This is a genomic window from Heliomarina baculiformis (assembly GCF_019966545.1).
Classification (GTDB): Bacteria; Pseudomonadota; Alphaproteobacteria; order Rhodobacterales; family Rhodobacteraceae; genus Heliomarina; species Heliomarina baculiformis.
On the sequence record NZ_JAIMIC010000007.1, the window covers coordinates 1 to 13,005 of the forward strand.

Genomic DNA, 13,005 nt, shown 5'->3' on the forward strand with positions numbered 1-13,005 from the left:
CACAAGCTCAAGCTCGAAGACATCAACAAGGGCTTCGACCTCATGCACGAGGGCAAGTCCATCAGGGCCGTGGTGGAATTCTGATCGCAAGGGTCTGAAGAAAACAGGCACCGGCCGCGTGAGCCGGTGCCTATCACAATAGCGCTCGCCTCCGGGTGCGTACGCGACGCCTTAAATATCTTTTCCCCAGTTAGACAATCCGGGCACTTTATTGTGACCCTGATCGATGGCGCTCTTTTGATGGCCATACGTACTCGGGTGCATTGTCATCAGCGTGTGAAAACCCGCTCGCAACCGTTGTATTTTCGCCCAGACCCGAAGATAGCCGTGGCAAGGCCATCCTTGGAACACGGAGCAATCCGGGCTATGTCAGCGGGGTAACCGGCAAGCCGCGCAAAGGGCGGGCTCAAGTCCCGACCGGACGAGAAGGAAAATACCACCATGCCCGACGCCAACCGCAAACTGCTCGCCGTACTGATCGACGCCGACAATATCTCGGCCAAGTTCGCCGAGGCCATGTTCGAAGAGATCGCCTCGCTGGGGGAGGCCAGCATCCGCCGGATATATGGCGATTTCGCCGGGGGCGGGCCGCAGGGCTGGAGCAAGGACAAGTTGGCAACGCTTGCCATCGTGCCGCATCAACAATTCGCCAATACCACCGGCAAGAATGCGAGCGACATCGCGCTGGTGATCGACGCGATGGATATCCTGCATTCGGGCCGGTTCGACGGGTTCGTCCTGATCTCCTCGGACAGCGATTTCACCCGGCTGGCAAGCCGTATCCGGGAACAGGGGCTGGATGTCTATGGCATGGGCATGCGAAAAACGCCCGCTGCCTTTGTGAAGGCATGCAAGCGGTTCATTTATGTGGAGAATCTCGTCAACGATCCGATCAAATCCAAACCCCGACCCGAAAAGGCCAATGATGACAGCGAGGCGCCCGCCGAACTGGAAGATCCCTCAAAACTGGTTATCCGGGCGATGGACGCCATAGATCAGGAAGAAGAGTGGTTTTCCCTTGGCCAGATCGGCCAGTACATCACCGCCTCGAACCCGGATTTCGACACCCGCAGCTACGGCAAGAAAAAGCTGAGCGATCTGGTGAAGGAAATGAAACGGTTTGAAACCCGTCGCGGCGAAGGCAACCAGCTGGTGGTGCGCCGCATCGACTGACCTCGGCTGGTGCATGTTTGTCATAAAGGAGGTTTACAGGTGCTGTACGGGTTGTGCACAGCGATTTTCGGCTATTTCGCCCCGTAGCGCGCCATGAAGGTTTCCACCGCGTTATCGATCACATAATCGATTTCGGCTTCGCTAAAAACCTCTTGAATCCCGAAGGCGGCCCGCAGCCAGAGCCGCGTCTTGCACAGCTCCTGAAACTGCTCGGCAGCAAGCTCGATGTCCTCGATACGTAATTCGCCGCGCGTCACGGCGTCGCTCAGGTATTCGGCCAGCCGGGCCTTTCCCATCTGCGGCCCGTTGGCATAAAAGGACTGCCCCAGTTCAGGGAACCTGTCGCGCTCGGCCACGCAGATCCGGAAAATTCGCTGCGCGAAATCCGACAAAAGAAATCGCACGATGTGACCGGCAGCAACGGTCAGGATCTGACGTGGCGGGGCGCATTCCGAGATCAGCTCGATGGCCCGGTCCGCCATGCGGTCACATTGCGCCCGCACCACCTCGACAAAAAGCAACCGTTTGTCCGGGAAATAGCTGTAAAGCGTTGCTTTCGAAACCCCCGCCGCCTTGGCGATCTCATCCACACTGGCCCCTTCGAATCCTTCGGCCATAAAGATCTCGCGCGCGCCCTCAAGGACCTGTTCGAATTTTCGACCGGTGCGAACGATATCGGCGGAATGGGTCATGGCGGGCTTTCGGCGTGGGGAATATGCAAGTGTAAACTGATTGGTTCACTTCCAACAACTCCTGTCGTTCGCAGCTTGCAATTCCTTTCGAACAAGCCATATTTAGAACCATTCTAATTCACTGGGTAACAAGATGCGATTCCTTACGCAACGCAAGAGATTCAAGGACTTGACCGAACAGGAAATCATCGCGCTTGCGATTTCCTCGGAAGAAGACGACGCCCGCATCTATCGTGGCTACGCCGAGTCGCTGCGCGCCGATTATCCGGCGAGCGCGGCTGTTTTTGACGGCATGGCCGCTGAAGAAGACAATCATCGCGCCCGCCTGCTGGACCTGCACCAGAGCCGTTTCGGACCGACCGTGCCCCTGATCCGCCGTGAACACGTGGCCGGGTACTACAACCGGCGACCGGTCTGGCTAGTCGAGAACCTCGGGATCGACCGTATCCGTGCCGAGGCCGATGCCATGGAACACGAAGCCGAGCAGTTCTACCTCAATGCCATGCGCCACGTGAGCGACGCCAGCACCCGCAAGCTGCTGGGCGATCTCGCCGCCGCCGAAGCCGGCCACCAGACCATCGCCGCCGATCTAGCCGAGGAGCACCTCAACGGCGACGCGCGGTCCGAGGAAGATGCCACCGCCCACCGACAGTTCCTGTTGACCTGGGTTCAGCCGGGTCTCGCCGGGCTGATGGACGGTTCGGTGTCGACCCTCGCCCCCATCTTTGCCACCGCCTTTGCCACCCAGGATCCCTGGACCACTTTCCTCGTCGGCGTGGCAGCGTCGGTTGGGGCAGGCATTTCCATGGGTTTCACAGAAGCAGCCTCGGACGATGGCGAACTGTCCGGGCGGGGCTCTCCAATGAAACGCGGCATTGCCTCGGGTATAATGACGACGGTCGGCGGGCTCGGCCATGCCCTGCCCTATTTGATCCCGCATTTCTGGACGGCCACCCTGATCGCATTTGCCGTGGTCTTTGTCGAACTCTGGGCCATCGCCTGGATCCAGAACCGATACATGGAAACGCCTTTCTTCCGGGCGGCCTTTCAGGTGGTGCTTGGCGGGGCTCTGGTGCTGGCTGCCGGCATCCTGATCGGCAGCGGGTAGAATTCGCCTCCCGCGCCAGCCTCAGTCGTCGCGCCACGCATGACCGCTTGCAGCACGCGAGCCATGCCGATAAGCCGTCTTCATGGTTGAAATATTCCTGCGTACCCTGCCGTTCTTCGCAATCATCGGCCTTGGCTTCTGGGCGGCCCGCATCCAATTTTTCAGCGCCGAAGCGACCGCCTACATAACCCGTTTCGTCTTTTACTTCGCACTCTCTGCGATGCTCTTCCGTTTTGCCGCAAATCTCGATTTCGCCGAGGTCTTCGACGGCCGCCTGATCGCGGGCTATCTTTTCGGCTGCGCGGTGGTTTACGCCATCGCGACCACCGTAGCCCTGGTGCGAAGGGTCGACGTCCAGACCGCCGCGATCGAGGCGCAATGCGCCGTGATCGGCAACACGGGCTTTCTGGGCCTGCCCATGTTCGTGATGCTCTTCGGCGAGGAAGCCATCGGCCCATTGGTGCTGGTTCTCGCGACCGACCTGATCGTCTTTTCCAGCCTGATCGTCATCATCATCCACAGCGCCCGCGATCGCCGGATGAGCCCGGCCATCCTCAAGACGATTGGCATGGGACTGCTGCGCAACCCGATGATCCTGTCGATCTCGGCAGGTCTGATCTGGTCCGCGCTCAAGATGCCGATCCCGCTGCCTTTCAACGATTTTCTGAATATCCTCGGCGGCGCCGCGACTCCCGGCGCGCTCTTCGCCATCGGAGCCTCGCTGGCCGGAAAATCAGCCGAGCGTATCCGGATCGCCGCATGGCTCACTTGCTGTAAGCTTGTGCTGCACCCGCTCTTCGTCGGCATCGGCGTCCTGCTGCTGTTTCCCATCGACAGGTTCTCGGCAACGACGGTCATCTCGGCTGCAGCCCTGCCGGTCGCCGGCAATGTCTTCATGCTCGCCCAGCACTATGGAATCGCCCCGCATAGGGTCTCTGCTGCAATCCTGTTCTCCACGGCCCTCAGCATCCTCAGTGTGCCGCTGGTCATTTCGTGGGTACAAGGCTGATCTTCTTTGGGTCTTAAAATATCCCCGCCGGAGGCTCCCGCCCTTTACCCCCGCGCCAAGGACAGCTAGCGATGCGGTGACGTCCAATCAGGAGAAGACAAATGGAAACAGTTTCGGAAAATACCTGTTTCGGAGGCGTTCAGGGCGTCTACACCCATCGCTCGACCAGTTGCGCCTGCGACATGACCTTCGGCCTCTTCCTCCCCGAAGAAGCGCGGGACGGCCCCGTGCCGCTGCTCTGGTACCTCTCCGGGCTGACATGCACCCATGAAAACGCCATGACCAAGGCCGGTGCCCAGGCTTGGGCGGCGGAACAGGGTATCGGTCTGGTCTTTCCCGACACCTCGCCAAGGGGCGACGACGTGGCAGATGACGACGCCTATGATCTGGGCAAGGGCGCCGGTTTCTACGTGAACGCCACGCGTGACCCCTGGGCCCCGCATTACCGGATGTGGGATTACGTGGCAGAAGAACTGCCGACCCTGCTCGAGCGGAACTTTTCCATCGACCCCGAGCGTCAGTCTATCACTGGCCATTCCATGGGCGGGCACGGGGCGTTGACCCTCGCGATGACCTATCCGGATCGCTACAAATCCGTCTCCGCCTTTGCGCCAATCTCGAACCCCACGGGCGCCGACTGGGGACGCAAGCAACTCTCGGCCTACCTGGGGGACGACGCCACCACATGGGAAGCGCATGACGCCTCTTTGCTGATGGCGGAAAAAGGCTTTGATGGCCCGGTCCTCATCGATCAGGGCGCGAATGACCAGTTCATCGACCTGCTGCGTCCCGAAACCCTTGCCGCTGCCGCAGCCAAGCGACGCCAGCAGATCATCATGCGCCTGCAGCCGGGGTATGATCACAGCTACTTTTTCGTGTCCACCTTCATGGAAGACCACGTGACCTTTCACGCCAACGCGCTCTGGGCCTGAGCCCGATGAGCGCGATCTACATCGACGCGGATGCCTGCCCGGTCAAGGCAGAGGCGGAACGTGTAGCGACGCGCCATCGGCTGAAAATGTTCGTGGTTTCCAACGGCGGTCTGCGCCCCTCGCAGAATCCGCTGGTGGAAAACGTGATCGTCGCCAGCGGTGCGGACGAGGCCGACATGTGGATCGCGGAGCGCTGCGGTAAGGGCGACGTGGTCGTGACCGGAGATATCCCGCTGGCAGCCAAATGCGTCGCAGCGGGCGCCCGGGTGCTGCGCCATAATGGTGAAGCCTTCACCGAGGCGAATATCGGCCAGCAACTGGCGATGCGCGATCTGATGGCGGATATGCGTGCCGCGAACCCGCTGGGCGCGGGCGGCAGCGGGAAAGGCTTTACAAAGGCCGACCGCTCCCGTTTTCTGGATGCGCTCGAACGCGAAGTCCGGGCCGCCGGCCGTCCCTGACGCGGCCAATTTTTTGAAAAAATGTCGAAAATCTTCAAGATTTTTTGGCGCCTTAGGGAGTCGGCAGGAATGAAACCAGAGGCCGTGATATTCGATATCGGCAACGTTCTGATCGAATGGCAACCGGAGCGCTTCTACGACAGCGAAATCGGTGAGGAACGGCGACGCGCCCTGTTCGGCTCCGTCGATCTGCATGAAATGAACAACGACGTGGATCGCGGCCACCATTTTACCGAAACCGTCTATGCAACCGCAGAGGCGAACCCCGACTGGCGCGCGGAGATCCGCATGTGGCACGATCGCTGGATCGAGATGGCAGCACCGGTGATCGATCATTCCGTCCGCCTGATGCAAGCCCTGCGTGGCAAGGGTATTCCTGTATTCTCGCTCACGAATTTCGGCATCCAGAGCTTTGACCTTGCCGCGTCGCATTACCCCTTCCTGCTGGAATTCGACCGCCCCTACATTTCCGGACATATGAAGACGGTGAAACCCGAACCGCAAATCTACGCGATGGTGGAACAGGATTGCGGCGTCGCCCCCGAAGCGCTGCTGTTCACCGACGACCGCGAAGACAATATCCGGGTCGCCAATTCGCGCGGCTGGCAGACTCACCTTTTCACCGGTCCCGAGGGCTGGGCGGACAAGCTCGTCGAAACCGGACTGCTGAGCCGGGAGGAAGCCGCATGAACACGCCATTCATCACCTTCGATCAGGGCGAGGCATTGCTTGACTGGGTTTCTTTCACGCAGGCACTCAAGGAAGGACACAAGCTGCCCAAGGCCGAGATCGGCGATACCTTCCTCTACCGTGGCAAGGATACGCTCTTATCGCGCGCCGCGTGGATCGACGGCCTCGGCATCGCGGTCAAATCGGCGACCGTGTTCCCGGACAATCCCGATCAGGGCAAACCGGTCGTCAATGGCGGCGTCAGCCTCTATGCCGATGGCGATGGGACGCTTGACGCGATTGTCGATTTTCACCTTGTGACCAAGTGGAAAACCGCCGGGGACAGCCTGCTTGGCGCGATGAAACTTGCCCGCGCCGACAGCAGGAACATTCTGATCGTTGGCGCTGGCACCGTCGGGCGGTCGCTCTGCGAGGCTTTTGGCGCTGGATTCCCCAATGCAAAGCAAGTGCTCTGGAACCGGACCACGAGCAAGGCCGAAGAACTGGCCCGCAATCTTGACGGGGTCGACGTGGCCGAGGACCTGCCGTCTGCCGTGGAGACTGCCGATATCATCGTCACCGCCACGATGGCCACCAGCCCGGTGATCCGGGGCGAATGGCTGCGTCCCGGCCAGCATCTCAACCTGATAGGCGCCTACCGCCCGGATATGCGCGAGACCGACGACGCGGCGCTGCAACGCGCCCGGATCTACGCCGACAGCTTCGACACCACGCTGGACCATATCGGCGAATTCAAGATCCCGCTGGCAGAGGGAGCACTGAAGCGCGAACAGGTTCTGGCCGATTTCTACAGCATCGACCGGTTCGAACGGGGCACTGACAAAGACATCACCCTGTTCAAGAACGGCGGCGGTGCGCATCTGGACCTGATGACCAGCCGCCACATCCTTGACCGCTGGATCGCGTCGCAGGCCTGATCAGGCTGTCAGCGGCCGGGCCAGCGGCTTTTCCCGCACCGGGAGGTGGATGATCGCGCTGAACGCCCCGATGCCGACACCGATCCACCAGACAAGCGTGTAATCGCCGTAGACGTCGTAAAGCCGCCCGCCAAGCCAGACACCGAGAAAACTGCCAAGCTGGTGGCTTAGAAAGACGAACCCGTAAAGCGTGCCCATGTAGCGTAGACCGTAGATATGCGCGACCAGACCCGAGGTCAGCGGCACAGTGGCCAGCCAGAGCGAGCCCATGACGATTGAAAACAGGATGACGGTTATGGGTGTGATCGGCATGATGATGAACAGCCCTGCCGCGATGGTCCGCCCCGTATAGATCGCCGCCAGCAGGTATTTCTTAGAATACCGCTGCCCAAGCCAACCGGCAAGCAGCGTCCCGGCCACATTGGCCGCCCCGATCAGCGACAGCGACACCGCGCCCAGCGCCGAGGTCGTGGTGACCCCGACCGAATGGAGCACCCCGCCCGGCAGGATCGGCCCGCACAGCTCGGTCACGAAGGCCGGGAAATGGGCGGTGACAAAGCCAAGCTGGTAGCCGCAGGAAAAGAAACCCATAAAGATCATCGCGAAAGACGGGTCGCGAAAGGCGCGCAGGACCACCGTGCCCATGCTCTCTTCCAGCTCGGCCTTTCCGGCGCTGACCGGTGCCCGCATGAAGGGCAAAAGCAGGATCGATGCGACCATGACCGCGGCAAAGACGAGGAAGGTGCTTTGCCAGGTCAGGAACCCGAGCATCCATTCCGCCACCGGTGCGCCGACGATCTGGCCACCGCTGCCCGCCGCCGACACAATGGCCAGCGACATGGATCGATTCTCATCCGAGGCGGCGCGCCCAACGACCGCAAGGATCACGCCGAACCCGGTACCCGCAATGCCGAACCCGACCAGCCATGCATAAAGCTGATGCTCGATCGGCGAGGTCGATCCCGCCGACAGAACCATACCCGCCGCATAGATCAGCGCGCCGATCAGGATCGCCTTGCGGTCCCCGATCTTTTCCGCGATGGCGCCAAAAATCGGCTGTCCGATGCCCCAGGCGAGGTTCTGGATCGCGATTGCCAGCGAAAATTCGGTCCGCAGCCAGCCGAATTCCTCGGCAATCGGAATCTGGAACACGCCGAAAGAGGATCTGACCGCAAAGCTGAGCAGGATGATCAGGCAGCCGGTGATGAGGACCGGCGTAAGAAGAGGGGCGGATCTGGGCATGGCGGGTTCTTTCTGCCGGACAAGCCCCGTTTTTAGCCATGACGCGCGGAACATCAAATCAGAAATTGTTGCATTGTTCATCACCGTGACGGATCGATCGGTAAGTCGCAGGCCCGCTTGACTCTTTCCAAGCGCATGCGCGCCCTATAAACGCGGGGCATGAGCAGCATCAAAGAAATCTACGATGCCCGCGTTAAAGCTGGCGACTTGCAGGCAGACCCCGGACAAGAGGGCGTTCTGGAGGAATTCGAACGTATCCGGGAGGCTCTGGATCAGCCTGCCAAGCGCGGTCTGTTCCGCAAGGCGCCGGAACCGCCAAAGGGGCTGTACCTTTGGGGTGGCGTCGGGCGCGGCAAGTCCATGCTGATGGATCTTTTCGTTGAAAGCCTTGACGACATCCCCGCGCGGCGGGTGCATTTCCATGCCTTCATGCAGGAAATCCACGCCGGGATGCACGATGCCCGCAAGGCCAACACCGAAGACGCGCTGAAACCCGTGGTCGCCAAGGTGGTGGAGTCGACCCGCGTGCTGGCCTTCGACGAAATGCAGATCACCGACATCACCGATGCTATGATAGTGGGACGGCTGTTCGAGGCGCTTTTCGACAGGGGCGTCGTTGTCGTCACAACATCAAACCGGGTGCCGGACGATCTCTACCAGAATGGGCTGAACAGGCAGCTCTTCCTGCCCTTTATCGAGATCATCAAGGACAAGATGGTCGTCAAGGAACTGGCCAGCCCGCGCGATTACCGCCAGGACAGGCTGCAAGGCTCGCAGGTCTATTTCACGCCCATCAACGCCGAAAGCCGCGCCGCGATTCAGGCTGTATGGGAGGATCTGACGGGCGGACCGGCGGAACCGCTGACCCTTGTCGTGCAGAAACGCGAAGTCACCCTGCCCGCCTTTCGCAACGGCGTGGCGCGGGCGAGCTTTTACGACCTTTGCGGCAAACAGCTTGGACCGGCGGATTACCTTGCCATCGCCGAGGCCGTCCGGGTGCTGGTACTGGAAAACATCCCCACCCTGTCGCGATCCAATTTCAACGAGGCCAAACGCTTCGTGACCCTGATCGACGCGCTGTACGAAGCACGGGTCCGGTTGATCGCTTCTGCCGCGGCGGAACCTGAATGGCTCTACCTCGAAGGCGAAGGAAAGTTCGAATTCGAGCGAACAGCCTCACGACTGCGCGAAATGCAGGCCGAGGACTGGGCACGCTGATACGGCGTATTCACCCTACTCGGGGTGGGATGTATATTCGACGCACCACCCCAAGTTGTCACCACGTCAGGCGGTGCATCCGCGTGAGGGGGCTGCAGGATGTTCGACCGATCCGGTATCTGGAAGGCTCTGGCTTTTGCGGGCCTCGCGATGGCTGGCCCAGCCTGCGCCCAGTCGCTGCGGGGCTGGACTGAGTTTGAGGGACCGCTGGGCGTAAGCTGGAAGCTTTACGGACAGATCTCTGGCGGGTTCATGTCCATCGACGATGGTTTCGAAACAGATCAGGCCCTTGTGGACAATGGAAATTCCGGCACCCGCATCGGCATCACCGGCGAGCGTGACATCGGCACCGGTATCGTCAGCTTTACCTTTGAGACCGCGTTGGGCACGCGGGGCTCATCGCAGATCGGCCAGACCAGCGTTCCGACGGATTCCATTCTCGGAAGGCGGACGCTGCGGTTTCTCGAGGTGAAATACCAAGGTCCGCTGGGGCATTATGCAATCGGACAGGGCAGCATGGCCACAGATGGGGTTGCCGAGATCGACTTTTCCGGTACCAGCCTTGCGGCCTATTCCTTTGTCAGCGGCGCAGGGGGCGGCTATAGCTTTCGCGACCAGTCCGGCACCTTGACCCCTATCATCGTATCCGGCGTGTTTCGGAACTTTGACGGCGGGCGGCGGCTGCGGATTCGCTATGACACGCCAGAATATCGGGGCTTCAGCATCGGTGCGGCGCTTGGCAAAGAGGTCGTAAATCCGAACGACGACAACACCTACAGCGACTTTTCCGTCCGCCACAGCGGTGCTTTTGGAGAGATCGAAACCAGTGTCGCGGTGGGCTACGGGCGGATCGAGACACCGGCTGGCGCCGTGTCCGAAGCGCTGCTTGCCTCGGCATCGGCCTGGCATAAACCTTCGGGTATCAGCGTGACGCTGGCCACCGGCGCGCAGCAGCGGGGCTCGGCGGGGTCCTACGATTACCTCAAGCTCGGGTACCGGAAGGACTGGTTCATCTTGGGCGAAACACGTCTGTCCGTCGATTATTATGCCGGGCGGGATCTGCTGTTCACCAATTCCGAGTCGCAGTCAGTCGGGGTTGCCGTAGTTCAGGACATCGACCGCTATGGGATTGAAGCATTCGTGCTTTTGCGGCGTTACGCGATGGAGGACGCGGGCACGACCGGTTTCGAGGACGTGACCGCCTTTTTCGCAGGTGCCCGCTTCAAGTTCTGAGCGGTCAGGACGCGTTTCCGTCGCGCAGAACAGCACCGGCCAGATAAAGCGAGCCACAGATCAGCACCCGGGCATGGGGTTCCCGGTCGAGAATCGAGGCAAGCGCGGTCTCGACCGATTCCGCGCAACTCGAAGACATTCCGACATCGGTCGCGGCCTGCGCGGTCTGTTCGGCTGGCAGGGTATTCGCCTCGCCGGGGATGGAAATCGCGGTCAGGCTTTCGACCTCTGCCGCCAGCGGGCGCAGGTAGCCGGTGATGTCCTTGGTGTTGAGCATCCCGCAGATCAAATGCGTCGGACGCTTGGGCAGACCCGCCAGCACCCGTGCCAGCGCGATACCGGCGGCGGGGTTATGGCCTCCGTCAAGCCAGAGCTCGGCCTCTGGTGCCTGATCCGCAAGCGGTCCCTTGCTCAGGCGTTGCATCCTGGCGGGCCATTCTGCCCGGCTCACGGCAGCCTCATAAGCGGCATCGCCAAGGTCAAGATATCGCAGCGCGGCCAAGGCAGCCCCGGCGTTGTCGATCTGATGCGCCCCCGGCAGATTTGGAAGGGACAGGTCACGCAGACCGGTGTCATCGGTGTAAACAAGCCGCCCGCGTTCTTCCTGCACGTGCCAATGCTGGCCGTGAACCAGCAGTGGCGCGCCGACCCGGGCCGCCTGCCGTTCGATCACCTCAAGCGCCGCGTCCTCTTGCGGACCGACCACACAGGTTACGCCACGCTTTAGGATACCCGCCTTTTCAAAAGCGATCTCTTCCAAGGTTTCGCCAAGGAACTGCTGGTGGTCGACGGAAACGGGCGTGATCACGCAAAGCGCAGGCTTTTCGATGACATTGGTCGCGTCGAGACGCCCACCAAGCCCGACTTCGAGCAGGGTGTAATCCGCCTGCGACCGGGCAAAGGCCAGCAGCGCGGCGCAGGTCGTAATCTCGAAATAGGTGATCGCGCCATCGCCATTGGCCCGATAGCATTCATCGAGAACCTTCTTCAGTTCCTCTTCGGAGATCAGATCCCCGGCCAGGCGGATGCGTTCGTGAAACCGGGCAAGATGCGGTGAGGTATAGACATGGGCGCTCTGGCCCGCGCCCTCGATCCCGGCACGGATCATCGCAAGGGTCGATCCCTTGCCATTGGTCCCCGCGACATGGATCACTGGCGGCAGTGACCGTTCCGGATTGCCCAGCGCACCGAGCAGACGCCAGACCCGGTCCAGCGTCAGATCGATGATCTTCGGGTGCAGCGCCATCATCCGTTGCAGGATGACGTCGGAACCTGCCGTGGTCATTTGAGCGGTTTTTGCGGCGTCGGCGCCGGTGCAGGCTTCGCCGCGGATGCACCGGGTTCGGCAACAGGTGCGGTTGCGGCAGCGACCGGGTCGACTTTTTCCGTCTTTTCCGGGGCCGGAAGATCACCGCGCACGGCAGGCGGCATGCCAAGCAGCATCCGGGTGATGGTGATCAGTTCTTCACGCATCTCGGTGCGCGGGGTCACACGGTCGAGCATGCCATGATCCAGCAGGTATTCCGCACGCTGGAACCCATCGGGCAGCTTTTCGCGGATGGTTTGCTCAATTACGCGCGGCCCTGCGAAACAGATCAGCGCGTTGGGTTCGGCGATATGCACATCGCCCAGCATCGCGTAAGACGCCGTCACACCGCCCGTGGTCGGGTGGGTCAACACGACGATATAGGGAAGACCCGCCTCTTTCAGCATCTGGACCGCAACCGTGGTGCGCGGCATTTGCATCAGGCTCAGGATGCCTTCCTGCATGCGCGCGCCGCCGGCTGCCGAGAACAGGATCAACGGGCGCTTGAGCTTAACCGCCTCTTCTGCGGCGGCAAGGATCGCGTTGCCGACGTACATACCCATCGACCCGCCCATAAAGGAAAAGTCCTGCGCGGCGGCGATGATCGGGGTACGTCCGATTTCACCCGAAGCGACCAGCATCGCCTCTTTTTCGCCAGTGGTCTTCTGCGCGGTGCGCATACGGTCGGGATAGCGTTTCTGGTCGCGAAATTGCAGTGGATCGGCCAGCGGTTCGGGAACTTTCACCTCATTGAACACGCCGCCATCGAACAACGCCTTGAACCGGTCGCGCGGCGTGATGTTCATGTGGTGACCGCAATTGGTGCAGACGTTAAGGTTTTCCGTCAGCTCGCGATGGAACAGCATGGTGCCACATTCGTCGCATTTCTGCCAAAGATTCTCGGGCGTTTCCCGGCGCGAAAAGATCGAATTTATCCGCGGGCGGACGTAGTTGGTAATCCAGTTCATGCAGTCGGCCTTTTGCTGGCGAGGTCGTGGCCCCCAGATAAGCCCCGCCCCGGTGA

At 61.0% G+C, this 13,005-nt stretch carries 13 protein-coding genes; 9 read left to right on the forward strand and 4 right to left on the reverse strand.

Going from position 1 to position 13,005, the window contains the following annotated elements:
- Positions 1-441 precede the first annotated feature (441 nt).
- Entirely contained in the window at positions 442-1,173 is a 732-nt protein-coding gene (locus MF268_RS16295; RefSeq protein ID WP_238371931.1) for an NYN domain-containing protein, read from the forward strand.
- Between the two features lie 71 nt (positions 1,174-1,244).
- Here the strand turns inward: MF268_RS16295 and MF268_RS16300 are convergent, their stop codons facing one another.
- Complete coding sequence (locus tag MF268_RS16300) at positions 1,245-1,865, reverse strand: TetR/AcrR family transcriptional regulator (RefSeq protein WP_238371932.1); 621 nt, start codon at positions 1,863-1,865, stop codon at positions 1,245-1,247.
- A 133-nt stretch (positions 1,866-1,998) separates the two neighbouring features.
- Between MF268_RS16300 and mbfA the strand changes: the two genes are divergently transcribed.
- The 6 genes from mbfA (at position 1,999) to MF268_RS16330 (ending at position 6,982) form a co-directional block, all read left to right on the forward strand.
- Positions 1,999-2,973 (forward strand): iron exporter MbfA, encoded by a 975-nt coding sequence (gene mbfA, locus MF268_RS16305; protein WP_238371933.1) that lies wholly within the window; start codon positions 1,999-2,001, stop codon positions 2,971-2,973.
- Positions 2,974-3,055: 82 nt separating this feature from the next.
- On the forward strand, positions 3,056-3,982 hold the full coding sequence (locus tag MF268_RS16310; protein WP_238371934.1) for an AEC family transporter: 927 nt from the start codon (positions 3,056-3,058) through the stop codon (positions 3,980-3,982).
- 101 nt (positions 3,983-4,083) lie between these two features.
- A complete protein-coding gene (gene fghA, locus MF268_RS16315; RefSeq protein ID WP_238371935.1) occupies positions 4,084-4,914 on the forward strand; it encodes an S-formylglutathione hydrolase in 831 nt (276 codons plus the stop codon).
- Between the two features lie 5 nt (positions 4,915-4,919).
- On the forward strand, positions 4,920-5,375 hold the full coding sequence (locus tag MF268_RS16320; RefSeq protein ID WP_238371936.1) for a YaiI/YqxD family protein: 456 nt from the start codon (positions 4,920-4,922) through the stop codon (positions 5,373-5,375).
- 69 nt (positions 5,376-5,444) lie between these two features.
- Positions 5,445-6,065, forward strand: coding sequence for an HAD family hydrolase (locus MF268_RS16325; protein WP_238371937.1), 621 nt, complete (start codon positions 5,445-5,447; stop codon positions 6,063-6,065).
- Positions 6,062-6,982, forward strand: coding sequence for an ornithine cyclodeaminase family protein (locus tag MF268_RS16330; RefSeq protein WP_238371938.1), 921 nt, complete (start codon positions 6,062-6,064; stop codon positions 6,980-6,982). Before MF268_RS16325 ends, MF268_RS16330 begins: the two co-directional genes overlap by 4 nt.
- Here MF268_RS16330 and MF268_RS16335 read toward each other — a convergent pair whose 3' ends face one another.
- Positions 6,983-8,224, reverse strand: coding sequence for an MFS transporter (locus tag MF268_RS16335; protein ID WP_238371939.1), 1,242 nt, complete (start codon positions 8,222-8,224; stop codon positions 6,983-6,985). It abuts the gene before it with no gap.
- A gap of 159 nt (positions 8,225-8,383) precedes the next feature.
- Between MF268_RS16335 and zapE the strand changes: the two genes are divergently transcribed.
- Together zapE and MF268_RS16345 are read left to right on the forward strand one after the other, a co-directional pair.
- Positions 8,384-9,442 (forward strand): cell division protein ZapE, encoded by a 1,059-nt coding sequence (zapE, locus tag MF268_RS16340; RefSeq protein ID WP_238371940.1) that lies wholly within the window; start codon positions 8,384-8,386, stop codon positions 9,440-9,442.
- 99 nt (positions 9,443-9,541) lie between these two features.
- The gene (locus tag MF268_RS16345; RefSeq protein ID WP_238371941.1) at positions 9,542-10,675 is read left to right on the forward strand and encodes a porin family protein; all 1,134 of its coding nucleotides are present in this window, start codon (positions 9,542-9,544) and stop codon (positions 10,673-10,675) included.
- 4 nt (positions 10,676-10,679) lie between these two features.
- Here the strand turns inward: MF268_RS16345 and MF268_RS16350 are convergent, their stop codons facing one another.
- A complete protein-coding gene (locus tag MF268_RS16350; protein WP_238371942.1) occupies positions 10,680-11,960 on the reverse strand; it encodes a bifunctional folylpolyglutamate synthase/dihydrofolate synthase in 1,281 nt (426 codons plus the stop codon).
- Complete coding sequence (gene accD, locus MF268_RS16355) at positions 11,957-12,949, reverse strand: acetyl-CoA carboxylase, carboxyltransferase subunit beta (protein WP_238371943.1); 993 nt, start codon at positions 12,947-12,949, stop codon at positions 11,957-11,959. The genes MF268_RS16350 and accD overlap by 4 nt, the downstream gene beginning before the upstream one ends.
- Positions 12,950-13,005 lie beyond the last annotated feature (56 nt).

Excerpts from the sequence above, each read along its gene's own strand:
- MF268_RS16295 (WP_238371931.1), top strand. The coding sequence starts at position 442 with ATGCCCGACGCCAACCGCAAACTGCTCGCCGTACTGATCGACGCCGAC.
- MF268_RS16300 (WP_238371932.1), bottom strand. The coding sequence starts at position 1,865 with ATGACCCATTCCGCCGATATCGTTCGCACCGGTCGAAAATTCGAACAG.
- mbfA (WP_238371933.1), top strand. The coding sequence starts at position 1,999 with ATGCGATTCCTTACGCAACGCAAGAGATTCAAGGACTTGACCGAACAG.
- MF268_RS16310 (WP_238371934.1), top strand. The coding sequence starts at position 3,056 with ATGGTTGAAATATTCCTGCGTACCCTGCCGTTCTTCGCAATCATCGGC.
- fghA (WP_238371935.1), top strand. The coding sequence starts at position 4,084 with ATGGAAACAGTTTCGGAAAATACCTGTTTCGGAGGCGTTCAGGGCGTC.
- MF268_RS16320 (WP_238371936.1), top strand. The coding sequence starts at position 4,920 with ATGAGCGCGATCTACATCGACGCGGATGCCTGCCCGGTCAAGGCAGAG.
- MF268_RS16325 (WP_238371937.1), top strand. The coding sequence starts at position 5,445 with ATGAAACCAGAGGCCGTGATATTCGATATCGGCAACGTTCTGATCGAA.
- MF268_RS16330 (WP_238371938.1), top strand. The coding sequence starts at position 6,062 with ATGAACACGCCATTCATCACCTTCGATCAGGGCGAGGCATTGCTTGAC.
- MF268_RS16335 (WP_238371939.1), bottom strand. The coding sequence starts at position 8,224 with ATGCCCAGATCCGCCCCTCTTCTTACGCCGGTCCTCATCACCGGCTGC.
- zapE (WP_238371940.1), top strand. The coding sequence starts at position 8,384 with ATGAGCAGCATCAAAGAAATCTACGATGCCCGCGTTAAAGCTGGCGAC.
- MF268_RS16345 (WP_238371941.1), top strand. The coding sequence starts at position 9,542 with ATGTTCGACCGATCCGGTATCTGGAAGGCTCTGGCTTTTGCGGGCCTC.
- MF268_RS16350 (WP_238371942.1), bottom strand. The coding sequence starts at position 11,960 with ATGACCACGGCAGGTTCCGACGTCATCCTGCAACGGATGATGGCGCTG.
- accD (WP_238371943.1), bottom strand. The coding sequence starts at position 12,949 with ATGAACTGGATTACCAACTACGTCCGCCCGCGGATAAATTCGATCTTT.